This window comes from Methylobacterium sp. J-072 (assembly GCF_022829425.1).
Taxonomy (GTDB): Bacteria; Pseudomonadota; Alphaproteobacteria; order Rhizobiales; family Beijerinckiaceae; genus Methylobacterium.
On record NZ_JAKSYK010000192.1, the window covers coordinates 131,550 to 158,414 of the forward strand.

Annotated in this window: 23 protein-coding genes; 11 read left to right on the top strand and 12 right to left on the bottom strand. The window is 68.6% G+C overall.

Annotated features, from left to right (window positions below):
• Positions 1-139 precede the first annotated feature (139 nt).
• From msrP to MKK67_RS24400, 4 genes are all read right to left on the bottom strand, one after another.
• Positions 140-1,093, bottom strand: a complete 954-nt coding sequence (gene msrP, locus MKK67_RS24385; RefSeq protein WP_243970351.1) for a protein-methionine-sulfoxide reductase catalytic subunit MsrP — start codon at positions 1,091-1,093, stop codon at positions 140-142.
• A gap of 146 nt (positions 1,094-1,239) precedes the next feature.
• Complete coding sequence (locus MKK67_RS24390) at positions 1,240-2,994, bottom strand: AMP-binding protein (RefSeq protein ID WP_243970353.1); 1,755 nt, start codon at positions 2,992-2,994, stop codon at positions 1,240-1,242.
• A 102-nt stretch (positions 2,995-3,096) separates the two neighbouring features.
• Positions 3,097-3,771: a hypothetical protein gene (locus MKK67_RS24395; protein WP_243970355.1), complete on the bottom strand. Its 675-nt coding sequence runs from the start codon at positions 3,769-3,771 to the stop codon at positions 3,097-3,099.
• A gap of 272 nt (positions 3,772-4,043) precedes the next feature.
• Positions 4,044-5,555 (bottom strand): leucyl aminopeptidase, encoded by a 1,512-nt coding sequence (locus MKK67_RS24400; protein ID WP_243970357.1) that lies wholly within the window; start codon positions 5,553-5,555, stop codon positions 4,044-4,046.
• A gap of 183 nt (positions 5,556-5,738) precedes the next feature.
• Between MKK67_RS24400 and lptF the strand changes: the two genes are divergently transcribed.
• The 7 genes from lptF (at position 5,739) to rsmA (ending at position 14,348) form a co-directional block, all read left to right on the top strand.
• A complete protein-coding gene (gene lptF / locus MKK67_RS24405) occupies positions 5,739-6,899 on the top strand; it encodes an LPS export ABC transporter permease LptF (protein WP_243970359.1) in 1,161 nt (386 codons plus the stop codon).
• A 7-nt stretch (positions 6,900-6,906) separates the two neighbouring features.
• Positions 6,907-7,995: an LPS export ABC transporter permease LptG gene (lptG, locus tag MKK67_RS24410; RefSeq protein WP_243970361.1), complete on the top strand. Its 1,089-nt coding sequence runs from the start codon at positions 6,907-6,909 to the stop codon at positions 7,993-7,995.
• 78 nt (positions 7,996-8,073) lie between these two features.
• Positions 8,074-10,653, top strand: a complete 2,580-nt coding sequence (locus MKK67_RS24415) for an LPS-assembly protein LptD (RefSeq protein WP_243970363.1) — start codon at positions 8,074-8,076, stop codon at positions 10,651-10,653.
• A 620-nt stretch (positions 10,654-11,273) separates the two neighbouring features.
• On the top strand, positions 11,274-11,645 hold the full coding sequence (locus MKK67_RS24420) for a hypothetical protein (protein ID WP_243970365.1): 372 nt from the start codon (positions 11,274-11,276) through the stop codon (positions 11,643-11,645).
• Positions 11,642-12,109, top strand: a complete 468-nt coding sequence (locus MKK67_RS24425; protein WP_243970367.1) for a hypothetical protein — start codon at positions 11,642-11,644, stop codon at positions 12,107-12,109. The genes MKK67_RS24420 and MKK67_RS24425 overlap by 4 nt, the downstream gene beginning before the upstream one ends.
• Before the next feature lie 269 nt (positions 12,110-12,378).
• A complete protein-coding gene (gene pdxA, locus MKK67_RS24430) occupies positions 12,379-13,497 on the top strand; it encodes a 4-hydroxythreonine-4-phosphate dehydrogenase PdxA (RefSeq protein WP_243970369.1) in 1,119 nt (372 codons plus the stop codon).
• The gene (gene rsmA, locus MKK67_RS24435; protein WP_243970371.1) at positions 13,494-14,348 is read left to right on the top strand and encodes a 16S rRNA (adenine(1518)-N(6)/adenine(1519)-N(6))-dimethyltransferase RsmA; all 855 of its coding nucleotides are present in this window, start codon (positions 13,494-13,496) and stop codon (positions 14,346-14,348) included. Before pdxA ends, rsmA begins: the two co-directional genes overlap by 4 nt.
• A 319-nt stretch (positions 14,349-14,667) precedes the next feature.
• Here the strand turns inward: rsmA and MKK67_RS24440 are convergent, their stop codons facing one another.
• From MKK67_RS24440 to MKK67_RS24450, 3 genes are all read right to left on the bottom strand, one after another.
• Positions 14,668-15,636 (bottom strand): Tim44 domain-containing protein, encoded by a 969-nt coding sequence (locus MKK67_RS24440; RefSeq protein WP_243970374.1) that lies wholly within the window; start codon positions 15,634-15,636, stop codon positions 14,668-14,670.
• A gap of 124 nt (positions 15,637-15,760) precedes the next feature.
• On the bottom strand, positions 15,761-16,858 hold the full coding sequence (locus MKK67_RS24445; protein WP_243970376.1) for a two-component system sensor histidine kinase NtrB: 1,098 nt from the start codon (positions 16,856-16,858) through the stop codon (positions 15,761-15,763).
• Positions 16,859-16,964: 106 nt separating this feature from the next.
• Positions 16,965-17,597 (bottom strand): helix-turn-helix transcriptional regulator, encoded by a 633-nt coding sequence (locus MKK67_RS24450; protein ID WP_007567824.1) that lies wholly within the window; start codon positions 17,595-17,597, stop codon positions 16,965-16,967.
• 592 nt (positions 17,598-18,189) lie between these two features.
• On the opposite strand from MKK67_RS24450, the gene MKK67_RS24455 reads away from it, so the two are divergent.
• The 4 genes from MKK67_RS24455 (at position 18,190) to MKK67_RS24470 (ending at position 22,685) form a co-directional block, all read left to right on the top strand.
• Positions 18,190-18,540 (top strand): DUF952 domain-containing protein, encoded by a 351-nt coding sequence (locus MKK67_RS24455; protein ID WP_243970546.1) that lies wholly within the window; start codon positions 18,190-18,192, stop codon positions 18,538-18,540.
• Complete coding sequence (locus MKK67_RS24460) at positions 18,537-19,613, top strand: quinone-dependent dihydroorotate dehydrogenase (protein WP_243970378.1); 1,077 nt, start codon at positions 18,537-18,539, stop codon at positions 19,611-19,613. Before MKK67_RS24455 ends, MKK67_RS24460 begins: the two co-directional genes overlap by 4 nt.
• Before the next feature lie 339 nt (positions 19,614-19,952).
• On the top strand, positions 19,953-22,250 hold the full coding sequence (locus tag MKK67_RS24465; protein WP_243970380.1) for an FdhF/YdeP family oxidoreductase: 2,298 nt from the start codon (positions 19,953-19,955) through the stop codon (positions 22,248-22,250).
• Positions 22,251-22,421: 171 nt separating this feature from the next.
• Positions 22,422-22,685, top strand: a complete 264-nt coding sequence (locus MKK67_RS24470) for a hypothetical protein (protein ID WP_243970382.1) — start codon at positions 22,422-22,424, stop codon at positions 22,683-22,685.
• Here MKK67_RS24470 and MKK67_RS24475 read toward each other — a convergent pair.
• From MKK67_RS24475 to MKK67_RS24495, 5 genes are all read right to left on the bottom strand, one after another.
• Positions 22,670-23,152, bottom strand: a complete 483-nt coding sequence (locus MKK67_RS24475; RefSeq protein ID WP_243970384.1) for a VOC family protein — start codon at positions 23,150-23,152, stop codon at positions 22,670-22,672. The genes MKK67_RS24470 and MKK67_RS24475 overlap by 16 nt on opposite strands.
• A 31-nt stretch (positions 23,153-23,183) precedes the next feature.
• Positions 23,184-23,648 carry an SRPBCC family protein gene (locus tag MKK67_RS24480; RefSeq protein WP_409568437.1) on the bottom strand — a complete coding sequence of 155 codons (465 nt, stop codon included), beginning with the start codon at positions 23,646-23,648 and terminating at the stop codon, positions 23,184-23,186.
• A gap of 42 nt (positions 23,649-23,690) precedes the next feature.
• The gene (locus tag MKK67_RS24485; protein WP_243970388.1) at positions 23,691-24,110 is read right to left on the bottom strand and encodes a VOC family protein; all 420 of its coding nucleotides are present in this window, start codon (positions 24,108-24,110) and stop codon (positions 23,691-23,693) included.
• A 512-nt stretch (positions 24,111-24,622) separates the two neighbouring features.
• On the bottom strand, positions 24,623-25,792 hold the full coding sequence (locus tag MKK67_RS24490; RefSeq protein WP_243970390.1) for an SDR family oxidoreductase: 1,170 nt from the start codon (positions 25,790-25,792) through the stop codon (positions 24,623-24,625).
• 171 nt (positions 25,793-25,963) lie between these two features.
• On the bottom strand, positions 25,964-26,824 hold the full coding sequence (locus MKK67_RS24495; protein ID WP_243970392.1) for a MipA/OmpV family protein: 861 nt from the start codon (positions 26,822-26,824) through the stop codon (positions 25,964-25,966).
• Positions 26,825-26,865 lie beyond the last annotated feature (41 nt).

Below are 26,865 nucleotides of genomic sequence, written 5' to 3' on the forward strand. Positions count from 1 at the left end.
TCCGCTTCGCGGCCCCGGAATGACAGGGCGGTTGATGGAACTAACACTGCGAGGATCCGGTGCCTGCGGGAAGCGGGACGGTCCGGGTCCAACACCTCGAAAGGTCTTGGCCGCAGGCCCTTTGGGATCCCTTGGTCTTTCACACGAACAGCCGTTCGCCCTCCAGGCCCTTGTAGAGCCCCGCGACCTGCTCGCCGTAGCCGTTGTAGATCAGCGTCGGCACGCGCTCGTCGGTGCCCAGTACGCGCTCCGAGGCCTGGCTCCAGCGCGGGTGCGACACCGCCGGGTTCACGTTGGCCCAGAAGCCATACTCGGAAGCCTGCAGCCCCTCCCAGAAGGTCTTGGGGCGGTCGGCGGTGAACGACACCTTCACCAGCGATTTGGCCGACTTGAACCCGTATTTCCACGGCACCGCCACGCGGATCGGTGCGCCGAACTGGTTGGGCAGCGGCTTCCCGTAGATTCCGGTGACCATGAAGGCGAGGTCGTTGCCGGCCTCGGCCAGGGTCAGCCCCTCGATATACGGCCAAGGGTAGTAGAAGGCGCGCTGGCCGGGCGCCATCGCCTTGTCCATGAAGGTCTCGAAGCGGATGTACTTTGCACCCGATGTCGGCTTGGCGAGCGCCACCAGCTTCGACAGGGGGAAACCGGTCCACGGCACCGACATGGACCACGCCTCGACGCAGCGGTGACGGTAGAGCCGCTCCTCCAGGCCGATCTTCCGTATCAGGTCATCGACCCCGATCTCGAACGGCTTCTCGACGAGACCGTCGATCTTCAGGGTCCAGGGCTGCGTCTTGAGCGCGTTGGCGGCCGGCAGCACGGACTTCGATGTGCCGAACTCATAGAAGTTATTGTAGTCGCCGCTGAACCGCTCCGGGGTCAGCGGCCGGTCGAGGGTGAAGGCGGGGTTGCGCGGCGCCGGATAGAGCGGCCCATCACCCGTGGCCGCGAAGGCGCTCCGGCCGCCGAGCACGGAGCCGGCGGCGAGCCCGGCCGCGGCGCCGATCAGCGCCCGCCGGTTGAGGAAAACGGCCTCGGGCGTAGCCTGACTCTCCGGGATCTCCCACCCGCGCCTGCTTCGGATCACCATCGCCGTCTCCTCGCCTGTTCTGCGCGAACAACCCACAGATCGGCCGGGGCCGACAGGGGCGCAAGCGCCGCAGGCTCACCATTCGGCGATCGGGGACGGGCGGTTACCTGTCGTGGCGATGACGATCCGCCGCGGGCGAGACAAGCTCAGCCCGGGGGCGTCTCGTCGCGCAGGACCCGGCGCAGCACCTTGCCGACATTGGTCTTGGGCAGCGCGTCGTGCAGCACCACCCGGCGGGGCACCTTGTAGCCGGTAAGCTGGGTGCGGGCATGGGCCCGCAGGGCGTCGGTCGAGACGGCCGGATCCTTCATGACCACGTGGGCGACCACCATCTCGCCGGTCTCCTCGCTCGGCGCACCGACCACGGCGCATTCGAGCACCCCCGGATGGGCGGCCAGCACCTCCTCGACCTCGTTCGGGTAGACGTTGAACCCGGAGACGAGGATCATGTCCTTCATCCGGTCGACGATCTTGATCTGGCCGTCCGGCTCCATCACGGCGATGTCGCCGGTGCGGAAGAAGCCGTCCGACGTCATCGCCCGTGCGGTCTCCTCGGGCTTGTTCCAGTAGCCGCGCATCACCTGGGGACCGCGCACGCAGATCTCACCCGGCTGGCCCCGCGGCACCGGCTTGCCGGCGGCATCGCGGATCGAGACCTCGGTGGACGGGAACGGGTAGCCGATCGTCCCGGAGAATTCCTTTATGCCGGGCGGGTTGGCGCTCACCACCGGCGATGTCTCCGACAGGCCGTAGCCCTCCAGGATGGTGTTGCCGGTGAGCGCCTTCCAGCGCTCCGCCACCGGTCGCTGCACCGCGGTCCCGCCGCCGACCACGAAGTCGAGATGGGAGAAATCGACCGTGTGGATCTTTGGGTGGTTGATCAGCACGTTGAACAGCGTGTTCACGCCCATCAGATGCGTGAAGCGGTGACGGCTCAGGGTCTTCACCATGCCGTCGCAGTCGCGTGGATTGGGGATCAGCAGGCAGGACCCGCCGTTGCGCATGAACTGGAAGAAGCAGGCCGTCAGCGCGAAGATGTGGTAGAGCGGCAGGGCCGTGACGGCGCAGCGGAGGATGCTCGGATCCTTCGAATTGAAGAACAGCTGCGACTGCTCGACATTGGCCATGACGTTGCGGTGGGTGAGCATCGCCGCCTTCGCGACCCCCGTGGTCCCGCCGGTATATTGCAGGAAGGCCAGATCCTCCGGATCGACCGGCACCGAGGCGTGCGGCATGCCGCTGCCCCGGCGCAGGGCCGTCGTGAACGGCAGCGCCAACCCGTCCGGCAGCCGGAACGGCGGCACGGCCTTGCGCACGTGGCGGCTGGCGAGATTGATGACGTGACCCTTCAGCCCGAGCCCGTCGCCGGGGCCGACGAGCAGGACGCGCTCGAGCGCGACATCCGCCAGCGCCCCCGCGACGGTCGCGCCGAAATTCTCCAGCACGATCAGAAACCGGGCGCCGGAATCGTTGATCTGCTGTGCGAATTCCCGGGGCGTGTAGAGCGGGTTGACGTTGACCACCGTCCCGCCGGCCGAGAGCACGCCGAACAGCGCCACTGCGTAGGCCGGCACGTTCGGCAGCATGATCGCGACGCGGTCGCCCTTGGCGAGGCCCTGCGCGCGCAGCCAGGCGGCGAGCGCCCGGGCCTGCTTGCCGAGGCTCGCATAGGTCATGGTCGAGCCGAAGCACAGGATCGCCGGGCGATCGGCGAAGGCGGTGACGCTGGTCTCGAACAGATCGACCAGGGTGCCGAGCGACTCGACATCGATCTCGGCCGGGACGCCTGGCGGGTAAGAAGCGAGCCACGGCCGCGGCGACAGGTTCGTGAAGGCGGGATCCGGCTCGGACCCATGCCGGCGCGCCGCCGTGCCCTGTTCGATCACGCTGGCCTCGCGCATCGCGTCGTCTCCCGCGGGCACGGCTCTCGACGGCCGCGTCCCGTCCCTACGCAGAACCGCCCGACTGTGGGCGAACGGGCGGCCACTAGCAAGGCGGCGGCCTCAGGCGCTTCGACGAAGCCGGCTCAATGTCGTGAGCAGGACGTGCGGCAGGGCGGCGACGACGAGCAGCAGCGCGGCGAGGCCCGCCTCGGCAGGGCGGAAGGCCCGGCGCGGCCAGGCTCCGATCCCGAGATCGCCGGAGAGCCCGATCACGCAGGCGCCGAACCAGAGGGCCAGGAAGGCCAGCAGGCCGGCGCCGATTCGCCGGAGACTCGGGCGGAGGGGCCGGTTGGCCGCGATCGCGAATAGGCCGAGGATCCCGCCGAACAGCGCCGCCGCGACCCCGGCGCCGAGCCCGTAGGCCAGCCACAGGGGCTGATGCGTCAGGAACGCCATCCCGCCGGTGGCGAAGCCGCCGCGCAGGATCAGGCCCCCGGAGGTCGGGTAGAGGCCAATTAGGGTGAGGGCCGCGGCGCCGACTGTGGCGAACAGGATTCGTCGGAGTGCGGAGGCCGGCCCCGGGCCGGCCGCCACCGTCGCGAGATACGCCAGCCCGTAGACCAGCGCGAAGGCGAAGAGCGGATAGCGGGCGATGAAGTAGCCGTAGATCCAGGGCTCGAACGCCTCCGGCACGCCGGAGCGCTGGCTGAGACCGGTGATGGCCACCAGCACCAGCGCGGAGAGCATGGCCAGGATCGGGATCGCCGCGAGGAGGTTTCTGTTTGTGGTTCTCACAGACACATGCGTCCGGTCATGCGCGACGGCTCCGCTCCACGACGCTTGATCGGCGCTCCTCCAACCCAACCCCCCTCATCCTGAGGCGTGAGCGAAGCGAGCCTCGAAGGAGCCCTCCAGCCAGCCACGCGATCCCTGGAAATCTCCTTCGAGGGCGCCGCTGCGCGTCGCCACCTCAGGATGAGGAGGTTGGGTTGGATAGACGTGAGTAAGGACAGAGCCAGCCTCGGTCGAATCCCGCGGGCGCGGTAGCGTCGCGCCCGCGATCCGCCTCACCGCGCCTCGTAATGGTCCCGCACCAGCCGGTCGAGCAGGCGCACGCCCCAGCCGGCGCCCCAGCTGCGGTTGATCTCGCTGGCGTTCGACGACATCGCCACGCCCGCGATGTCGAGATGGGCCCACGGCACCTCTTCGACGTAGCGCTTGATGAACGAGGCCGCGGTGGCGGCGCCGCCGTGGCGGCCGCCGGTGTTCTTCATGTCGGCGAACTTGGAGTCGATCGCCTTGTCGTAGGCCGGGATCAGCGGCATCCGCCAGACCTTCTCGCCGGTCGCCTCGCCGGCGGCGTTGATGTTGGCGGCGAGCGCGTCGTCGTTGGAGAACATCCCGGCGATGTCCTGGCCGAGCGCCACGATGATCGCCCCGGTCAGGGTCGCGAGGTCGATCATCGCCTTCGGCTTGGCGCTGCGGACGATGTGGGTGATCACGTCGGCGAGCACGAGGCGGCCTTCCGCGTCGGTGTTGATCACCTCGATGGTCTGGCCGGACATAGAGGTGATGATATCGGAGGGGCGGTAGGAGCCGCCATCCGGCATGTTCTCGACGATGCCGATGGCGCCGACGACGTTGCAGCGGGCCTTGCGGGACGCGAGCGCGTGGAGCGCCCCGACCACAGCGGCCGCGCCGCCCATGTCGCCCTTCATGTCCTCCATGCCGCCGCCCGGCTTGATCGAGACGCCGCCGGAATCGAAAACCACGCCCTTGCCGATGAAGGCGATGGGTGCCTCGCCGGCCGGGCCGCCGTTCCAGCGCATGATCACGACCCGCGGCTCGCGGACCGAGCCCTGCGCCACGGCGAGCAGCGCGCCCATGCCGAGCTCGCGCATCCGCGCCGGCTCCAGCACCTCGATCTCGACGCCGAGCTTCGACAGCTCCGAGGCGCGTTTGGCGAATTCCTCGGGGAAGAGCACGTTCGGCGGCTCGTTCACGAGGTCGCGGGCCAGGATCACGCCCTCGGACAGGGTCCGGGCGGCCTCGCCCTCGCGCGACGCCGTGCCGTGCTCGGCGAGCAGCAGGGTGAGCGCGGTGCCGCCCTTTTCCTCGGCGTCGGGCTTCTTCTTGGTCTTGTAGCGGTCGAACGTGTAGGTGCGCAGGCGCGCGCCGAGGGCGAACTCGCCGGCCTGCGCGGCGCTCACCGTCGTGCCCGGCCAATCGAGCACCACCCGGGCCGAGCGGCTGGATACCTTGCTGGCGGTGAAGCCGCCGAGCACCGGCCAGTCGATCTTGGTCCGGTCCTTCTCGGAGCCCAGCCCGACCACCACCAGCCGGTCGGCATGGATCCCTGCCGGCGCCGGCAGGCTTAGGGCGCTGAGCGAGCGGCCCTTGAATTTTTCGGATGCCGCGGCCTTGGCGACGAGGTCGGCGCCCGCGCTGCCGAGCGCCGTGCGCGCCGCAGAGCCCAGGGCGAGGTCGTCGCCGACGAACACCACGAGATCGCCCGATCCCCCCGGGCCCTGGCCGCCCTGCTCCATGGGGCCGAAACCGATCTCGATACCGTCCGCCATACCCGTCGTCCTGCCCAATGTTCCGCAGCCGTTCCCACGCTCGGGCCGTGCCGTAGGGCGTGGTCCGCTCTGTGTAGCCGGTGAGGCGGCAAACGCAACGCGGCGCGACAGCCCTGGAATCGCCCCTTTTGTCGGGTCCCTGCCGAGCCCGGGGGCGAGGGAACGGGCGGGACTGCCGGGCCAATGAGGCAGATCGAGCGCTACATCTTTCGGATCGCCCTGGGCGCCAGCCTCGCCTGCCTGATCGGCCTCACCGGCACGATCTGGCTGACGCAGGCCCTGCGCGAGCTCGATCTGGTGACCGCCAAGGGGCAGACGCTCCTGGTCTTCTTGTTCGTCACCGGGCTGTCGCTGCCGACGCTGATCGTGGTGATCGCGCCCGTGGCCCTGTTCATCGGCGCCGTCTACGCGCTGAACAAGCTCAACGGCGATTCCGAGCTGATCGTGATGTCGGCGGCCGGCATGCCCCCGCGCGCGCTGCTGCGCCCGTTCCTGACGCTGGCACTGTTCGTGAGCTTTCTGGTGGGCTTCCTGGTGCTGGTGGTGATGCCGGCGAGCTTCCAGGAACTGCGCGACGTGATCACCCGGGTCCGGGGCGACTTCATCGCGAACGTCGTCAAGGAGGGGCAGTTCACCCAGCTCGACAACGGCATCACCTTCCATTTCCGCGAGCGCGGGCCGGGCGGCGTGCTCAAGGGCCTGTTCATCCAGGACCGGCGGGAGGCCGGCAAGACCAAGGTCTACCTGGCCGATCGCGGCACGGCCGCGGATATCGACGGGCAGAGCTTCTTGATCCTGGAGAACGGCAGCGTTCACCAACAGCAGAAGGACTCGCGGGATTCCTCGATCCTGACCTTCGAGCGCTACACGATCGACCTCGCGGCGTTCGCGCCGCCGGATTCCGACACGGTCTACAAGCCCCGCGAGCGCTCGACCGCCCAGCTCCTGTTCCCCGACCAGACCGAGGGCTACTACAAGCTCCAGAAGGGCCGGTTCCGGGCGGAGCTGCACGACCGGCTCTCGGCCTGCCTCTACCCGCTGGCCCTCGTCTTCATCGCCTTCGCGGCGCTCGGCGACCCGCGCACCACCCGCCAGGGCCGCGGGCTCGCCATCGCCGGGGCGATCCTGGCCGTGGTCGGGTTGCGGATCGCGGGCTTCGCCGCGGTGAGCGCGGCCACGCGCAGCGCCGGGGCGGTGGCGGCGATCTACGGCGCACCGATCCTGGCGATCGCGCTCTCCTGCCTGCTGATCTTCTTCGGGCCGCGGGTGCGCGCCTTCAACGCGGCGCTGGCGGGCGCCCTGCGCGCCCTGTTCCGCGCCCCGCGCCTCGTCCCGGCACGCTGAGCCCCCGATGCTGATCGGTCCGACCCTCGGGCGCTATTTCGCCGCCCGGTTCGCCCGCACGGTGCTCGGCGTCTTCGTCACCGTGTTCGCCCTGGTCTACACCCTCGACTTCGTCGAGCTGCTACGCCGCGCCGGCGAGGCCGAGGGGGCCTCCACCGGATTGATGGCGCAGCTCTCACTCTACCGCACCCCCGCGGTGGCCGAGGGCGTGCTGCCCTTCGCGGTCTTGTTCGGCTCGATGGCAGCCCTGCTCCAGCTCTCGCGCAAGCTGGAACTGGTGGTCGCCCGGGCGGCCGGGATTTCCGCGTGGCAGTTCCTCCAGCCCGGCTTCTTCGTGGCCCTGGCGCTCGGGGCGGTGGCGGTCGGGATCTACAACCCGGTCTCGGCCCTGCTCAAGCAGCGATCCACCGAGATCGAGGCGAAGATTTTCGCCAAATCGACCAAGGCCGGCTCCGGCAAGGACCTCTGGATCCGCCAGCGCGGCCTCGACGGCGAGGCGATCATCCGGGCCGAGACCGCCATCGAGGGCACCACCACCCTGGCTGGCGTCTCGGTCTTCACCTTCGACGCGGCCGGCAAGTTCGCCGAGCAGATCATGGCCGCCCGGGCGACGCTCCATGACGGCTACTGGGAACTCACCGACGTGCGCCTGCTGGCCCCGGACGCGCCGCCTGAGTCGTTCGACACCTACCTAATCGCCTCGAACCTCGACCCCGGGCAGGTCCGGCAGCGCTTCACCCCCCCGGAATCTGTGCCTTTCTGGCAACTTCCCACAACCATCGCGCGGACCGAGCGGGCCGGTCTCGACGCCACCCGATACCGTCTTCAGTACGATGTCCTGTGGGCTCGACCGGTCCTGTTCCTGGCGATGGTGATCGTCGCTGCAACCGTTTCCTTACGGTTCTTCCGCTTTGGTGGGGTCGGTAAACTCGTCCTCGGCGGTGTGGCGGCGGGCTTCGCCCTCTACGTGGTCCGACAGGTCATGGAGGGGCTCGGCGCGTCCGGACTCGTCGCCGCACCGGTGGCGGCCTGGTTCCCGGCCGTGGTAGGCAGTCTTCTCGGTACGCTTACGCTTCTGTACCAGGAAGACGGCTGACGCCCGTGATCCATCGCGGGACGGGAGACGGGTGTGTGAGGTTGGTGGCGGATCACGTCACAGGGGTTGGGTCGCGCGTTGCGTAAGGTCGCCCACATCCTGCGGAAGACGGCCCTCCTGGCTGCGCTGGCGCTCGCCGCGCCGCTGGCCGGGGGCGTCTTGGCGCATGCCCAGGGGATGGCCGCGCCCAAGCTCGGCAAGCCGGGCGACAAGCTGCTCGTCGAGGCCGGCGAGCTGATCTACGACAACGATCACAACACGGTGACCGCCCGGGGCAACGCCGAGCTGCATTACGGCCCGCGGACCCTCCAGGCCGACAGCGTGCGCTACGATCGCGGCACCGGCCGGGTCTTCGCCCAGGGCAACGTCCGGCTCACCGAGGCCGATGGCGGCGTCGTGACCGGCGAGCGCATGGAGCTCACCGACGATTTCAAGACCGGCTTCATCGACGCGTTCCGGGGGCAGCAGACCGTGCAGCGGCGCGCCGAGACGGTGCGCACGCGCTTCTCCGCGCCGCGGGCCGAGCGCCTGAGCGGCGAGCAGACCAGCTTCGAGGCCGGCAGCTACACCGCCTGCGAGCCGTGCAAGGACAATCCGGAGACGCCGCCGCTCTGGCAGATCCGCGCCAAGAAGATCATCCACGACAACGAGACCCACACGATCTACTTCGACGATTCCACGCTGGAGATCGCCGGGATCCCGGTCGCGTACCTGCCGTATTTCGAGGCCGCCGACCCGACCGTGCGGCGCAAGACCGGCTTCCTGACCCCGCGCTTCATCTCGACCACGGCGCTCGGCCGGGGCGTGTCGCTGCCGTACTTCATCAACCTCGCGCCGAACTACGACCTGACCATCACCCCGACCCTGCTGAGCCGCCAGGGCGTGCTCGGCCAGGCCGAGTTCCGCCAGCGGATCGACAACGGCTTCTACAACATCCGCGTCTCGGGCATCTCGCAGACGACGCCGTCGGCGTTCCTGCCGAGCCCGCTCGGGGCCGGCGAGCGCGACTTCCGCGGCTCGGTGGAGTCGCAGGGGCGTTTCTACATCAACGACCGGTGGCGGACCGGCTGGGACCTCGTCGGCGTCACCGACAAGTGGTTCCTCGACAATTATCGGATCCGCAACCAGAACATCACCACGGATTATTTCCGCGAGGCGACCTCGACCGCCTACCTGGTCGGCCAGGGCGACCGGTCGTGGTTCGAGGCGCGGGGCTACTACTTCAAGGGCCTGTCGAGCTTCGACTGGCAGAAGCAGCAGCCGGTGGTCGCGCCGGTGATCGATTACGACAAGCGGGTCAACGGGCCGTCGGAGATCGGCGGCGAGGTTCGGTTCCAGGCCAACATCACCAGCCTGACCCGCGAGACCACCCAGTTCCAGGGGTTGCCGCGCACCTCGAGCTACCTGTTCTCGCCGAGCGTGAACGGCGTCAGCTTCCCGCTCTACCAGACCTGCACCTACTTCCAGCGGGGCTTGTGCGCGATCGACGGGCTCGCCGGCACCAACACCCGCGCCTCGGCCGAGTTGTCCTGGCGCCGGAGCTTCATCGACGAGTGGGGCCAGAAGTTCACGCCGTTCGCGTATCTGCGCACCGACGCGTTCTTCACCAATCCCAGCTTCTCCGGCTACCAGAACGACCTCGCCCCCCAGGTCGCCAAGATCGACGACGGCTTCGCCGGCCGGGTGATGCCGGCGATCGGGCTCGATTACCGCTACCCGTTCGTCGCCAATTTCGGCGCGCTGGGCGTCCACACCCTGGAGCCGATCGGCCAGATCATCGCGCGCCCGTCCGAGACCCGGATCGGCCGCCTGCCGAACGAGGATGCCCAGAGCCTGGTGTTCGACGACACCTCGCTGTTCGAGTGGGACAAGTTCTCGGGCTACGATCGGGTCGAGGGCGGCGTCCGCACCAATCTCGGTGGCCAATATTCCGTGGTCACGCCGTCGGGCTGGTACACCAACATCATGTTCGGCGAGTCGATCCAACTCGCCGGGGTGAACTCGTTCCGCCGGGGCGACATCGCCAATGTCGGGCTCGATTCCGGCCTGGAGACCCAGCGCTCCGACTTCGTCGGGCGGTTCCAGGTCTCGCCGAACCAGAACATCACCTTCATCACCCGGGCGCGGTTCAACCAGGCGGATTTCCACGTCTCCCGTCTCGAGACCGGCGCGACGGCGCGGTTCGCGCCGTTCCTGCCGCTCACGGTCTCGGCCTTCTACTCGTATTACGAGGCGCAGCCGCTGCTCGGCTACAGCCACTACCGCGAGGGCGTGACCGCCACCGCCACCTACAACATCACGCCGAATTGGTTCATCTCGGGCTCGCTGCTGGTGGACCTCACGCACTATCTCGACGTGCGCAACACCTACACGGACGCCTTGTCGTCGTACCTGTCCAACCCGATCGGCACGGTCCCGACCTACGAGAACCCCGGCCGGTTCTACCTCTCCGGCGCGAGCTTCGGCGGCGGCTACCAGGACGAGTGCACGACCATCTCGCTCAACTACATCAACTCGCCGATCGCCACCGCGACGGGCGTGCGCGAGCGCAACCAGACCGTGCTGCTCCGCCTGGAACTGAAGACGCTGGGCGAGGCGGACCTCCGCCAGAACGTCGGCACCGCCACCACCGCGGACGGCATCGCGACGGTGCGGTAGTTTTTTGGGATTCTTGGGACTTCCCAAGCGTCCGGCGTTTCCCATCCAGCCCGCAGGGGACTAGCTCCCGGGTCGAATGCGGCTCGACTGAAGGCCCGTTCGGACAATGACACGCGCTCTCCTTCCACAGGACTGGAAGGGAAACGCGTGCCGCCGTCGCCCTTATGCTATCGGGAATCGGAGTTCGCAGGTCATCGTGGTGTTGACGTCGGGCACGGCAATGACAGATTTTGTGGTAGGCACGGTCTAAGCCGCCGCCATTCGCCGCGCCATGTCGGGGTTACGGCTGCCGTGAGTGCTCCCTAGCTCACCGGCTTGCCACTGTGTCGATAGGGTTCTGGACGCGGCCCAAGAAACTATGGCGACAGAGTTTGGGGTTTCCGACAAATGATGGAAACTGGGCAACGTCGACCTGGAGGCAGCGGGCTGCTACCGAACGGTAAGGGCACAGCTATTGGTGCGCGCTTTCAACCCGACATGTTTGGACTGTCCGACGCATGGACCGATACCTATCCCGATTTGAAGTCCTCACGATCTGAAGCTGTTCGCGTAATCATTAAAGGCCGTCGTTGCTATCAGATTTGCCCGCACCACTGTCGGGATGCTCGGGAGGCGAACTGATGGTGCGCGTGCTTGGGATGGTCGATGGTCGACAAGTCATTGAGAGAGATTTTTTTATCTTCAAGACGGATCAAATTATAGAAATAATACCATTCTCTGACGATTCGGACTACAAAATACTATTCAATGTTGAGATTGTAGAAAGATCCGGATCGAAGACAATCAGAAGCGCCGAGGGTGAGTCTACTTACAAGATAACACATCAGCGTGACTGGTTTGATGGAAAAACCTCTGCCTATTTGGGGAGTTCATCGTTCGCTTCCGATGAAGACTATCGCTATTTTCTCTCTTTTTCCGTCATGCCGATAGGAATTCAATCGCGTTTTGCCTTTCAAATGAACTACATTATTTCGAGAGAGGCGCAGAAATGAGCGGCGGGATCAAAAAACATACCTCGCCGCTTCGCGATGCCACAGGTTTGTCTCCAGCCGATTTCAGTCCGAGCTCTGGAACTTCTGCCGATGGTACGGATGGCGGCGATGGAGGGAATGTGAACGACATGGAACGAAGAGTCGCTACACTAGAAAAGAATTTTGAAAAACTTGACGTTAAAATCGACAAATTGACAGAGCTCGTCCAGGGCCTTGTCCATAAAACGACTGAGCGTCTCGGTGCCATTGAAGGCCGCCTGACTGGTATCGAAAAAACTCTAGATGCGAAAGCTGCAAAGAGCGACCTTGGACCGCTTCAGGAGAAGCTTGGTGACATTACGGGCCAGTTTAAAAACGTCCCTGGTATCGGTTCGATGATTACGCTCGTCCTCGCAACGCTTGCCGGCTCGCTCGGCGGCGCGGCAACTTTGGCGTATACGCTGGCCAAGTATTTACATCCATGATCTATATTTCGATTGCGCTAGAGCCGTTCCTGATCGCTTTGCAATCGGGAACAGCTTTAAGCTCTTGATTCACCGCACTCGCTGACGCCGAACCAGGGTCCACTTTGGCGGCGAGCGCTCTAAGTTTATGGGCAACTGCGCCCTCGATGCATCCTTGACGCGGAGAGGACCCGATCCTTCCTGTGACGGAACTAGGGTTAGGCGTCGCGGGTGCCAGCACCCGAAATAGGTCAGATGCACTTCGGCCCCACCGGCGCTATAGACCCGAAATGCCGCCTCTCGCCCTCACCCTTGGAGACCCGGCCGGGATCGGCCCGGAGCTGGCGCTCAGCGCCTGGCTCGCGCGCGGCGGCGCAAATCCGCTGCCGCCGTTCTTCCTGGTCGCCGATCCGGATTTCATCGAGCGCCTGGCGAACCGCCTCCACCGGCTCGTCCCGGTGGCCGAGGTCGACCCCGAGACCGCCGCCGAGGTGTTTCCCCGGGCGCTGCCCGTCGTGCCGCTGCCGAGTGGCGCCAAAATCTCCGCCGAGCCCGGCGCGCCAGATTCCGCCAATGCGGGGGCGGTCATCGAGTCCATTACCGCCGCCGTCGCCTTCGTGGCGGCCAAGCGCGCCAGCGCCGTGGTGACCAACCCGATCGCCAAGTTCGTGCTGACTCGGGCGGGCTTCGCCCATCCCGGCCATACCGAGTTCCTGGCCGCCCTCTCGGTCCCGCCGGGCCGCACCCCGCCGCGCCCGGTGATGATGATCTGGAGCGACGATCTCGCCGTGGTGCCGGTGACGATCCACGTGCCGCTGAAGGACGTGCCGGGCCTGCTCACCCAGGAACTGGTGGAAGAGACCGCCCGGATCGTCGCCCGGGATCTGCGCGACCGGTTCGGCCTGCCGGAGCCGCGCTTGGTGCTGGCCGGCCTCAACCCGCATGCCGGCGAAGCCGGAACGATCGGCCACGAGGATCGCGACGTGCTCGCCCCCGCGGTGGCCCGGCTGCGGGCCGCCGGCATCGACATCCGCGGGCCGCTCCCGGCCGACACCCTGTTCCACGCCCGCGCCAGGGCGACCTACGACGTCGCCCTGGCGCCGACCCACGACCAGGCGCTGATCCCGATCAAGACCATCGCGTTCGACGACGGCGTCAACGTCACCCTCGGGCTGCCCTTCGTGCGGACTTCGCCCGACCACGGCACCGCCTTCGACATCGCCGGAACGGGCATCGCCCGGCCCGATAGCCTGATCGCCGCCCTGCGGCTGGCGCGGCGGCTCGCCGACACCGAGGCGGCGCGCATCGGTCGGGGGCCTGTCGGCGCCGACATCATCCCGTTCAGCATCTATGCCGGACGGCCGCGCGCCTCGGGCGCCCAGCATTTCGACGCCGAGGACGAGCTGTGAGCGACGGAGACGGTCTGCCGCCGCTGCGCGAGGTCGTCGCCCGGCACGGGCTGGAGCCCAAGAAGGCCCTCGGCCAGAATTTTTTGTACGATCTGAATCTGACGGGTCGGATCGCCCGCGCGGCTGGGCCGCTCGACGGTGTCACCGTGGTCGAGGTCGGGCCGGGCCCCGGCGGCCTGACCCGGGCGCTTCTGGCCGAGGGCGCGTCCCGGGTCGTGGCGATCGAGCGCGATCCCCGGGCCTTGCCGGCTCTGGCTGAGATCGCCGCGCATTATCCCGGCCGGCTCGAGGTGGTGGATGCCGACGCCCTGGCCTTCGATCCCCGGCCGCTGATCGGCACTGGCCCCGCCCGGATCGTGGCGAACCTGCCTTACAATGTCGGCACGGCGCTGCTCACCGGCTGGCTCGACGGCGAGGTCTGGCCGCCCTGGTGGGACCAAGCGGTGCTGATGTTCCAACGCGAGGTCGCCGAGCGCATCGTCGCCGGGCCGGAGACCCGGGCCGATTACGGCCGGCTCGGCGTGCTGTGCGGCTGGCGCACGGAAGCCGACATCCTGTTCGATGTGAGCCCCTCGGCCTTCGTGCCGCCGCCGAAGGTCACGTCCAGCGTGGTGCGGCTGGTGCCCCGCGCGCGGCCCCTGCCCTGCCGGGCCGGCGCCCTCGAAGCCGTGACCCGGGCGGCCTTCGGCCAGCGCCGCAAGATGCTCCGCCAGAGCCTGAAGGCACTGACCCCCGAGCCCGGCGCGCTGTTGGCGGTGGCCGAGATTCTGGAGACGGCCCGGGCCGAGGAGGTGCCGGTGGCCGGGTTCGTCACCCTCGCCAACCTGTGGGACGCGGCGCGCGGACGGTAAAACAGTCGGCCGAGTGTTCCGAGATCACGCTTCGGTTTCGACCTCCACCCCGTCATTCCGGGGCCGCGAAGCGGAGCCCGGAATCCAGAAACGCAGGTGATGCAAGACTTTGCACCGCTGGCGGCTCTGGATTGCCGCCTCCGGCGGCCCCTTCGGGTCCGGGCTCGCCTGCGGCGCCCCGGAATGACGGGTCTGATTCCACGGCTGCTGGAACGCCCGATCCGGCGCCTGCCCAAAAATAAAAAACCGGCGCCGCGGAAACGGCGCCGGCTGGAAGGGCGCGTCCCGGCCTGAGTAGCCGGGACGCCAAGTCGCAAAACTAGCGGGTCTGCTGGATCGCCGAGAGCACCCAGCCGCGGCCGGGCTGGCGCTGGAAGGTCCAGAGCTCCGTCGCCTCCGGGGCCGGCTCGGTCTTCACGATCCGGCCGCTGGCGCGGTCGACCATGACGTCCTTGAGAGCGTAGCGCATCGCCACGGTGGCGTAGTCGGTGCGGTCCTCGCCCCAGGCTTCCGCGAGGTCGCCCTGCAGCAGCTTCACGTCCGTGATCTTGTTGACCACGCCCTGGGCAGCGTTGTTGCGCAGCTCCTCGTCGAAGTAGCCGGCCATCTCGGGCGTCGTCAGGTTACCCAAAGTCACGCGATCCTCGCGGGAATAGGCATCCTGGATGTCGCCGAGCAGGCGCTCGAACGCCTGGTAATCGGCCGGGCTGATCTCGACCTTGCGGGTCTGCACCGGACGGGCGCCGCCGAAGGAACCGCCGGCAGCCGGGTTCGGGCCGCCCGTCGGGCCACCCGGGTTCGGGCCGCCGTCCAGCGTCGAGCGGGCGTAGGGCGCACCGGCGCCGGCCGGCTCGCTGCGGCGGCGAAAGAACCGCACCGCCAGCATGACGACCAGCACCACGAGGCCGACCTGGAACAACAGGCCGATCATGGAGGCGAGGCCGCCGAGGCCGCCGAAGAAGCCGCCGCCGAGCAGGGCGCCGAGCAGGCCGGCGCCGAGCAGGCCCGCGAAGAAGCCGCCGCCGAAGCGACGCCCAGGTGCGGCCGGAGCCTGCATGCCGGGATTGGACATGCCGGGGGACGGCGCTGTCTGGGACCGCTGCATGGTCATGCCGCCGCCCGGCGCCGTCGGCGTGGCCGAGGGGGCGGTGTAGGTCCGCGAGCCGCGCGAACCGAAGGATCCGCCGCCGCCCGGACGGGCTTCTGCGACGGGGGCCGCGACGGTCAGGGCAGCGGCCAGCGCCAGGAAGGCGGCCGTGCGCCGACGGCGCGAGAATTGGGTGAGCATGTACGCGCCTCTGAGGACGAGAACCGAATGGCGGAGATCGCCGACGATCATATGGTGACGGCTCAGCGCGGGTTTTAGTCCGCGCCTCTCGACGTCGTGATGACGTTTGTCGCCGGCCGTTGCGTCAGTGCAGCGTCCGGTCCGGCGCGGCCGGGAAGGCGAGGCGCACCTCGGTGCCCTCCCCGGCCCGGCTGTCCAGGGTGATCGTGCCGTTCTGGCGCTTCATCAGGCCGTGGACGATGGCGAGGCCCGCGCCCCGTCCGGCCTCGCGGCTGGTCTGGAACGGCGCCAGCGCCCGGGCCAGCATCTCGGGCGACATGCCCGTCCCGGTATCGCTTACCGTGATCCCGACCGTGCCCGGCCCGGGCTGGTACATGGCCCGGTCGTTCGGATCGACCCGGAAGGTCGAGAGCGTGAGGGTGCCGCCGCTCGGCATGGCCTCGCCGGCATTGGCGACCAGATGCCGCAAGGCAAACTCGATCTGGGTCGGGTTGCTGATCGCCCGCGGCAGCCCGGGCGTGGTGTTGACCGTGAGGCGGATCCCGGCCGGCAGGTCCGGCGCGAGGCGCTGCGCCAGATCCGCTACGATGGCGTCGAGGTCCACCGGCCGCACGTCCGGAGCGATCCGGCGGGAATAGGCCAGGAGCTGGCGGGTCAGGATCGCGGCCCGCTCCGTGGCGTCGGCTGACCGCACGAGCGCCCGCTGGATGAACGGCTCGGGCCTATCGCCCAGACGGCGCTTCAGGCCGTCGATATAGCCGATCAGGATCTGGAGGAAGTTGTTGAACTCGTGGGCGACGCTGTTGGTCAAAAGCCCCAGGGCCTCGCGCTGCCGTGACAGCGCCAGCGCCCCCTCGGCCTCGCGCCGCGCGGTCACGTCGAGGATCTGGCAGATACTATCGTCGCCATCCGGCAGCCGCCCCACGGTGAGGTTCGCCCAGAAGCTGGTCCCATCGGAGCGCAAAGCCAGGAATTCCTGCGGCGCCTCGCCTGAAAAATCGGGCGCCGACCCGCGGGTCGCCAGGATCAGGTCGAGGCCGCGGTCGGCAAACGCCCGGGCCGGATGCCCGGTGAGGCGCTCGAAGGCCGGGTTGGCGTAGCGGATCCGACCGCGGGCATCGACGAGAAACGTCGGCGTGGGCAGCGCGTCGAGGAGCGCGCGGGCCTGGCCCCTGAGCGGCCCCTCGCCTTCCGCGCCGTGATCCGTCCCGGGCTGCGTCATGCTGCGTCCGAGCTGAGCGGGTGCGGGAAACCCGCAACGAGGCCCGCGATAGCGAGGAACTGCGGCGGGGCCAAGTGCGGCGGCTGTGTTCTCGGCGGGACGCGCCCTACTGGCGGACCCACATCACCCGGGCCATCCAGGCGACTTCGCCGATGTTGAGGACGCGGTCCTCGTGCTCCGGGTTGAGCGAGACCAGCTCCACGGTCCGGGCGGTGCGGCGCTTCAACTCCTTGGCGAGGACCTCGCCGCCATGGAGGCGCACCACGACCCGGTCGCCCTTGCGGACGCTGGCGGTGGGCGAGACGATCAGCACGTCGCCGTCGCGGAACAGCGGCTGCATGGAATCGCCCTGGATCTCCAGGGCGAAGGCGCGCTCCTCGCCGAGATCCGGGAACTCGATCTCCTCCCAGCCGGCGCCGCCGGTGGGCATGCCCTCGTCGGTGAACAGGCGCCCGGCCCCGGCCTGGGTCAGGCCGATCAGCGGCACCATGGTGCGGGCGGGGATCTCCCTGGCCTCGATCAGCCGCAAAAATTCGTCCAGGCTGGCGCCGGTGGCGGCCAGGACCTTTGAGACGGATTCCGTGGAGGGCCAGCGCTTGCGCCCGTCGGCGCCGATCCGTTTGGAGCGGTTGAAGCTCGTGGCGTCGAGGCCGGCGCGCCGGGCGAGCCCGGAGGCGGAATAGCCGTGGCGCTCCGCCAGGCGGTCGATGGCGTTCCAGATCTGCTCGTGAGACAGCATGTCGGGCTCGGCGGCTCAACCTCGTCGGGCCGGCGCCCCCGTCTCGCCAGCCGGCACCCGGCTGCCTCGGGGGCACGGAGGCAGTCTCCCCGGAGGATGCGGACCGAACCCGCCGGAGAGGCGCGGAATATTGAAAACCGTCACGCGCCCGTCCGAATCAGCGGTTTCGGACGCGGTTCTATGACGCTCAGCCTAGTCGTAGGAAAGTAGAACTACAACCTGCAGAATGCAATCGCCCTTGGAATCGATCTGGTTTCCGGCTGTTGCCGGCGGTCAACGCCCTCTCTCGGGCGTCACTCTGATCGACGCCCATCCAACCCAACCCCCCTCATCCTGAGGTGCCCGGCGATCGAAGATCGCGGGGCCTCGAATGAGCCCTCCAGAAAGCTCTGCGATCCCTGGAGGCCTCCTTCGAGGGCTCCGCTTCGCTACGCCACCTCAGGATGAGGGCTGGGGTGGGATAGACCCCTTCACGACCCCCTCCGCCGGCATAGTCTATCGGTCCCGTCCCGGTCGCCCAATGCTGCCCTCCGCCCTGGTTCCGGTCCCGGGGGCGATGGGCTATGGACGCGCCGACCCCCGGGGAATGACGATGCCGCTCATCTACAAGATCTGTCCGCGTGCCCTCTGGCGCGAGGCCGAGGCGGCGGGCCGATTCACCGGCGCGCCCGTCGATCAGGCCGACGGCTTCATCCACTTCTCCACCGCCGAGCAGACCGCCGAGACGGCCGCCCGCCACTTCGCCGGGCAGGGCGACCTGCTGCTCATCGCCGTCGAGGCCGAGAGGCTGGGCGCGGCCCTGGTCTACGAGCCCTCGCGCGGCGGTGCCCTGTTCCCGCATCTCTACGGCGACCTGCCGCTCGCGGCGGTGGTGTCGGTTGAGGAGATGCCCCTGGGCCAGGATGGGCAGCATGTCCTGCCCGCGGGGATCCCGCGCGCATGATCGCCGCCGCCTTCCCGCTGGTCCGCCCGCTGCTGCACCGGCTTGATGCCGAGCGTGCCCACGATCTGACCCTGCGCGCCCTCGCCCTGCTGCCCCCGGGCAAGCCGGCGGCCGACGATCCGCGGCTCGCCGTCGATCTCCTCGGGCGGCGGTTTCCCAATCCGGTCGGCCTCGCGGCCGGGTTCGACAAGGGCGCCCGGGTGCCGGACGCGATGCTCGGCCTCGGCTTCGGCTTTGTGGAGGTCGGCGGCGTGGTGCCGCGGCCCCAGCCCGGAAATCCGCAGCCGCGCGCCTTCCGCCTTGCCGCCGACCGGGCGGTGATCAACCGCTACGGCCTCAACAGCGAGGGGCTGGATGTGGTGGCCGGGCGGCTCCGGGCCCGGGCCGGTCGTCCCGGCATCGTCGGGGTCAATATCGGGGCCAACAAGGAGTCCACCGACCGGCTGGCCGATTACGTCGCCTGCACCCGGACCCTGGCGCCGCTGGTCGATTTCGTCACCGTCAACGTCTCCTCGCCCAACACGCCGGGCCTGCGCGACCTCCAGGGCGAGGCCTTCTTGGACGAGCTGCTCGCCCGCACGGTCGAGGCCCGGGACGCAGCCGGCGCTCGCGCGGCGGTGTTCCTGAAGATCGCCCCCGACCTGGCCCTCGACGCCCTGGACGCGATCTGCGCCACGGCGCTGAAGCGCGGCGTCCAGGCTTTGGTGGTCTCGAACACCACGGTGGCCCGGCCCGAGAGTCTTCGTGAAAAGAGCCTGGCCCGGGAGACCGGCGGCCTCTCGGGCCGGCCGCTGTTCGGGCCGGCGACCCGGATGCTGGCGCAGACCCGGCTCCGGGTCGGCGACAGGCTGCCGCTGGTGGGCGTCGGCGGCATCGATTCCGCTGAGGCCGCCTGGACGAAGATTCTGGCCGGGGCGAGCCTGATCCAGCTTTACTCGGCGCTGGTCTATGACGGGCCGGGGCTGGTGGATCGCATCAAGGCCGGCCTGCTGAAGCGCATGGCGGCGGACGGCGTCTCCGCCCTCCATCAGGTCGTCGGCCGCGACGCGGAGGAACTGGCCCGCGCGGCGTGAGGGCCTTTCGTTCGGGCTCTTCCCACCCGCTCATCGTCCTTGCGAGCGCAGCGACGCAACCCAGTGCGGCGCGCCAGCGCCGAACGTAGCGTATCCCTAGGTTGCTTCGCTGCGCTCGCAATGACGGATCGGAATCGAGCTTTCGGCGACCCAGTCCGATCGCAACCGAGCGTTCCACCCGCCAATTTAGAAAGACTTTCGCAAGCTGTGACTTAGCCTGTGCCCCGCGCATGAGGGGCCTGCACGCGCCCTCCATTGTGAGGGGGCCGTCAAGCCGCTTATCTCGCGGTTGCGAATTGGCGAGCCGATCTCGCTTTCAGAGAACATCCAGGACACTCCATGGCCCAGCCTGACGGGGCTCCGAAGCGCTCATCCGCCGCCGGCGGCTGGGGTGCTCTGAAGAGTTGCGGCAAGCACCTGCTCGGCTCGCGCGCGCCGCTGTCGGGAGCGCGCGCCCTGCTGAAGGCCAACCAGCCGGACGGGTTCGATTGCCCGGGCTGCGCCTGGGGCGACCCGGAGCACGGCTCGTCCTTCGAGTTCTGCGAGAACGGCGTGAAGGCGGTCTCCTGGGAGGCCACCGACAAGCGCACGCCGCCGTCCTTCTTCGCCCGCCACACGCTCACCGAGCTGCGGACGTGGAGCGACTACGCCCTGGAGGGCGAGGGCCGCCTCACCCACCCGATGCGCTACGATGCGGCGAGCGACCGCTACCTGCCGGTGAGCTGGGACGAGGCCTTCGCCGAGATCGGCGCGACGTTGCGCGGCCTCGACCGTCCGGACCAGGCCGAGTTCTACACCTCCGGCCGGGCCTCGAACGAGGCCGCCTATCTCTACCAGCTGTTCGCCCGCGCCTACGGGACCAACAACTTCCCCGACTGCTCGAACATGTGCCACGAGGCCAGCGGCGTCGCGCTGATCGACGCCATCGGCATCGGCAAGGGCACGGTCCTGCTGGAGGATTTCGAGAAGGCGGACGCGATCTTCTGCGTCGGCCAGAATCCCGGCACCAACCATCCGCGCATGCTCGGCGACCTGCGCCGGGCGGCCGAGCGCGGCGCCAAGGTCGTGGTGCTGAACCCCGTGCGCGAGCGCGGGCTCGAGCGCTTCGCCGACCCGCAGAACACCGTCGAGATGCTGCGCGGCGCCAGTGGCGCCATCGCCAGCCACTACCTCCAGCCGCGCTCCGGCGGCGACATGGCGGCCTTCCGGGGCATCGCCAAGATCGTGTTTGCCCGCGACGCCGAGGCGCTCACAACTGGCCGCCCGTCGCTCCTCGACAGGGCCTTCCTGGAGCATCACACCGCCGGGCTCGACGCCTACCGGGCCGCCGTGGACGCCACGAGCTGGGAGGCAATCCTCGACCAGTCGGGCCTGACCTACGACGACATCTCCGCCATGGCGGATGTCTATCTCGGCGCCCAGCGGGTGATCGCCACCTGGGCGATGGGCGTGACCCAGCACCGCCACTCGGTGGCGACCGTGCGCGAGATCGCCAACCTGCTGTTCCTGCGCGGCCATATCGGCCGGCCGGGCGCCGGCCTATGCCCGGTGCGCGGCCATTCCAACGTGCAGGGCGACCGCACGGTCGGGATCAACGAGCGCCCCTCGGTGGCCTTCCTCGAATCGCTGGAGCGGCATTTCGGCCTCGCCATGCCGCGCAAGCACGGCCACAACGTCCTGGCCGCGATCCGGGCGATGCGCGACGGCACGTCGAAGGCGTTCATCGGCCTCGGCGGCAACTTCCTGAGGGCGACCCCGGATACCCCGGTGGTGGCGCAGGCGCTGGCCTCCTGCCGCCTGACGGTCCACATCGCGACCAAGCTCAACCACGCCCATCTGGTGCCGGGCGCGATCGGCTACCTGCTGCCCTGCATGGGGCGCACCGAGATCGACCGGAACGCGGCGGGCAAGACCCAGATCGTGACCGTCGAGGATTCGATGAGCATGGTCCACGGCTCGGGGGGCATCAACAAGCCGGCCTCGAAGGAGCTGCGCTCCGAGATCGCGATCATCGCCGGCATTGCCCAGGCCACCGTCGGCTCGGCCGCGATCGACTGGGCCGGGCTCTCGGCCGATTACGACCGGATCCGCGAGGCGATCGCCGCCACGATCCCGGGCTTCTCCGAGTACAACACGCGGGTGCGCAAGCCGCGCGGCTTCATGCTGCGCAACCTCGCCGCCGAGCGGGTGTTCGAGACCGCCACCGGCCGGGCCAACTTTTCCGCCGACGCCCTGCCCGCCGAGACCGAGCATCAGGTCGCAAAGAAGTCGCGGAACACGTTCGTGCTGCAGACCTTCCGCAGCCACGACCAGTACAACACCACGATCTACGGCCTCGATGACCGCTACCGCGGCGTCTACGGCGAGCGGAAGGTGCTGTTCGCTCATCCAGATGACCTCGCCGAGATCCGCGACCGGTTCGGCGAGCGGGTCGACATCGTCGGGCTCCACGCCGACGGCGTGACCCGGCGGGCCGAGGATTTCCGGCTCGTGCCGTTCGACATGCCCCGGGGCGCGGTGGCCGGCTACTATCCCGAGCTGAACGTGCTGGTGCCGCTCTCGACCTTCGGCGAGAGGAGCGACACGCCGACCTCGAAATCGGTGCTCGTCACCCTGGAAGCCCGTGCGGCGGCATGACAGGGCTTCCGGTCGAACGCTCCGGCCGGTTCGTCGTCATCACGCGCGGAGCGAAGTGACCGAGGGCCGCGCGCCATCTGAAGACCATGGCGCCATGCTGGGTTGCTTCGCTTCGCTCGCCATAACGGTCAGGCAGCGGGGCGCCGACCCGGACACCCTATGAGCCAGCCGATGGATCGCCCGCTCGACGAGGTGGCGTTCGTCGCCGCCCTCGACCGCATCACCGCGACGCATCCCGGGATGGATCCGCTGGAAGCGGGGCTGCTGGCGGCCCTTGATCTCGGCCTGCCCGGCGACAGCCGCGCCTTCGCCCGCACCTTCGCGGTGGAGCACGCCCTGGTGCTCCGTGCCGTCGCCGCGCTGGAGGAAGCCGGCCGGGTCACTGTCACAAGCCGTGATTCGCGCACCCAGCGGACGCGCTACGACGCGGTGTAGGCGGCGGCTTCGAGCGCCGCGACGTCGAGCTTGACCATAGTCTGCATGGCCGTGAACACCCGGGCGGCCACCGCGGGGTCGGGGTCGGCGAGCAGGCGCGGCAGCATGTCCGGAAAAATCTGCCAGGGCACGCCCCAGCGGTCGCGCAGCCAGCCGCACATGATCTCCGTCCCGCCCTCCGCGATCAGGGCGTGCCAGAGGCGGTCGACTTCCGCTTGGTCGGCGCAAGCGATGGCGATCGAGGCGGCGGTGCCGTAATCGGCCGGCGCGCCGCCGTTCAGGGCCTGGAAGCTTTGGCCGCCGATGGTGAAGGTGATCAGGATCACGTCGCCGGGCTCGCCCCCGGGCCAGGGACCCGGTGCCCGCAGGATCTCCCCGAGGCTGGAGCCGGGCACGAGTGAGACGTAGAAGCGCGCCGCCGCCTCGCCGTCGCGGGCGAACCACAGGCAGGTGCTGACCTTCGACATGGCGGCATCTCCGTGCGGCCGGGATCGGGAGCTACAAGCCGGCTGCGAGCGCCGCGAGCTGATCGGCGCAGCGGCCCCAGCCGTCGTGGAAGCCCATGGCCTCGTGCGCCGCGCAATCGTCGGCCGACCAGTGCAGGGCGCGGGCGGTGTAGCGGGTGGCGTCGCCCTCGGGCTCGAAGGTGATGATGCCGGTGAAGAACGGCTTTGCTGAGGGCTCCCAGGCCCGCACATACGCGTCCGTGAACACGATGCGGGCATTCTCGACCAGTTCGAGATAGATCCCCGCGCTCGGGAATTCCGTGCCGTCGGGGCCGCGCATCACGATCCGGGTGGCGCCGCCGGGCCGGAGGTCGGTCTCGGCCTCCGTGACCACGAAGGGGCTCGGCGCGAACCAACGCCTCAGCAAGTCAGGTTCGGTCCAGGCCCGGTAGAGCGCGGTCGGGGATGCGGCGATGCTGCGGGTGAGGACGAGTTCACGTCCATTCGGATCGGTCATGGTCGAACCCTGCATCCGGAATTGCGGAGGGCGCCGGGACGGTCAGCGTGTCGGTTGGTTCATCGCCCAGACGATTCCGAACGGATCGCGCAGCTGGCCGTAGCGGTCGCCCCAGAACATATCGGCCGGCTCCATCAGGGCGGTTGCGCCCGCCGCGACCGCCTGGGCGTAGCGCGCGTCGATGCCCTCGACCATCAGCATCAGGGTAAAGCCCTGCGGCGCCTGCAGCGGATGGCCGTGCTCCGGAAAGGCGTCGCTCAGCATCAGCGACGACCCGTTCACGTGGAGATGCACGTGCATGGTCCGCCCCTGATCGTCGGCCGGCATGACGGTGACGATCTCGGCCCCGAAGGCACGGACGTAGAACTCGGCCGCCTTCAGGGCGCCGTCCACGGTCAGGTAGGCCACGAGCCCGCCCTTCACCGGGGCCGGGGCCGGCATCTCTGGATTCGCGCTGCTCATTCTGGCGTCCCCTCATGTGCAGCTTCGCGCCAGGGACACGCGAAGCCGGATGCAGCCGATTCGGCCGGACGAATATTTTTGCATCCCCGGCTCAATCCGTCGAGCCGCGCTTGAATATTGTCGTGAATACTGATGAGTGCGGCTGTGTTCCGCTGCGCGGGCCAGGCGGGCCTACTGCGAGGCGGGGTTTCCCTGGACCTGCCGGGCGCGTGGCATCAGGGTTGAGGCCCGCTGGCGAACGCAAAGCCTGCGTCCGGCGGTGCTGCTACGCAGCGTTCGCTCATCACGAGGCTGTGCAGGCGTCGCCGGCGCCGACCGTCAGGATGGCGGGTGTCCGCAACTTCGGCCGAGGGGCCGGTCGTGACGAGCCGGCTCTCGATCCTTGTTTCGATTCGCTCGCCGACGCAGAACCGGTCTGCACTTCGGCGGCGAGCGCTCCAGCCGGTCAGGCCTTCAGGCCAGAACGGCCCGGATGTCGGCCGCGTTCACCGCGGCGCGGGCCGCAGCCGGCATCACGCGATCGCCGCCAGGGGCTGGTCCGGATGCGATGCATCCGCTCCGGGACTCGGCGCGAACATCTCCATGTCGTCGACGAACTGCTCCACGATCTCGGCCGAGTTCGCCAGGCACACCGGCAGATACGATACGAGCGACGGAGCCTGTTCAAACCCCTCTTGAATCAGCCTGTCGTTGGCGAAGGTGAGGTCGAGGGCACAGAAGGCGTAATAGGCGCGGGTGGCGCGCAGCATCGCCCGCTTCGTCGCATCGTCCAGGCCGAAAACGGCCGCGAAGCGCTTGCGCAGTCGGGCGCAGTCGCGGTCGAGATCGAAGGGCTCGAATGCGCGTATGCCGTCGCTCGGGTCCGCAGCCTCGAAGGCGGCGATCACATCGGCCCAACGCGTCCGCCCGGCTTTGCCCGCGGAGAGATGATAGAGAGTGTGCTTGAGATCGCGCTTCGTCAGGAGGCCGATAAGCGTCTCCGCGACCCAGTCGGCCGGGACGATGTCGACGCAGCTCTCCAGGCTGCAGGGCAGCATGCGCAGAGCATCGGCGGCGCGCAGGACCCATAGGATGCTTGAGCTCGGCGCGGCGCCGAGCGTCGCGTGACCGACGACGATCGACGGACGTGCCACGACGATCGGCAGGTCGGGGAACTGCTCGGCCAGCGAGGTCTCCGTCGCCGCCTTCGATTCCGTGTAGCCGACGATGTGCCGAGCATCGGCAGCGGGATAGGCGTCTTCCTCCACGAGGCTTGGTGCGTCGGCACCGCAGATCATGGCGGTTCCGACATGCAGGAACCGCTGCAAGCCCAGCATGGCCTGGGCGCGGCGTGCGAGCGCCAGGGTGCCGTCATGGTTGGTCCGGAACACGCGCTCGCCGCCCCACCAGGACGTGTCGGCCGCGAGGTGGAGAACGTGGGTGCAGGCGTCGAGCCGAGGATCCATGTCGAGGTCGGCGCGGGTGAAATCGCCGGGCACGATCTCGATCTTGCGCGCCAGGCGCTGGGCCGTGAACGCGTCGGTGAAACGCTCCAGACGCGCGGCGACGCGCTGACGCCCCTGCTCCACGTTCGTGCACCGCACGAGGCAAACCCAGCTCGCGTCATCGTCGCGGCTGAGGGCTTGATGAAGCACAGCGCCGCCGATCAGTCCGGTCGCGCCCGTCAGAAGAATGCGTGCCAACGGTCCTCTCCGCTCGATCGGGAGAGTGATACGCGCAAAACTTCGGAAACAATCCTGTGGCGACAACGTAAAACGCAAACTTTGCCTGAGTGTGCCAGACTCGCAACAGTCATCACGAACGCGTGATCTTCGCGCCGGAGCAAGCTGTGCTTGCTTGGTCTTTTTCTGAGTTCAGGGCGTCATGCGGAATGAATAGATCGCGCCGATTGCAACCGTGAGTTCATTCACGGTGCCGATACGCCGGACGATCGGGCTGTTGGCGGCCGATACGATCAGCCGGTCGTAGCGGACATAGCCGAGCCCCTGCCACGCTTCGGACCAATCATAGCTCACGGTTGCCGTCGCCCCGGCCGAACGCGCTCCGGCGGAAGCCCGGTAGGGGGCGAGAGAGGGATTCACGAGGGCGGCGGCGACCGGGACGTCGAAATCGAGATGCATGGCGGCGGCATCGCCGACGACGAAGCGTGGCCCCGCGCTGAGCGTGAACCGGCCGAAGCGGCCGACCAGATCGGCCCCGAGCTTGGCGACGATACCGTCACGGGCGCGGACGCCCTGTGTGACTTCGGCGCGCAACCTGAGCGTATCGGGGATCGGCCAGACCTCCCCGAACAGGCCGAGCCCGACGGTTGCCGGCAAGCGCGGCAGGCCGGCGAGGCGATGATCGTCGGTGCGGGAGCGGCCTTCCCGGAAGTCCAGAACGGCGCCGACCTGGACCGGGCCACCGCCCAAGAGCGTGGCATCGAGGCCGTCATCCGGAGACCACCAGTCGCGCGGCTCGTCGGCCTTGCGGAACGACAGGTAGGGCAATCCCCAGAGCCCGGCTTCCCGGCTGCCCTGGAAGCGCGGGCCGAGTCCGGTGAATCCGCCGACCGAGAAGACGGTGTCGCGATCGAACAGGACGCTGAGGTCGTCGGCATGCGCCGTGACCGGGCTCGCAACGAGAATCCCCGCCAGAAACAGGCCCGGCTTGGCCGCGCGCTGCCGTGGCCGTGGTTTCGAGAGTGCACGGATGTGCACGCGCAGGCGGGGCAAAATCGAGTTTCTCCAGTTAAGCAGATCTTAGAGACCGTTCG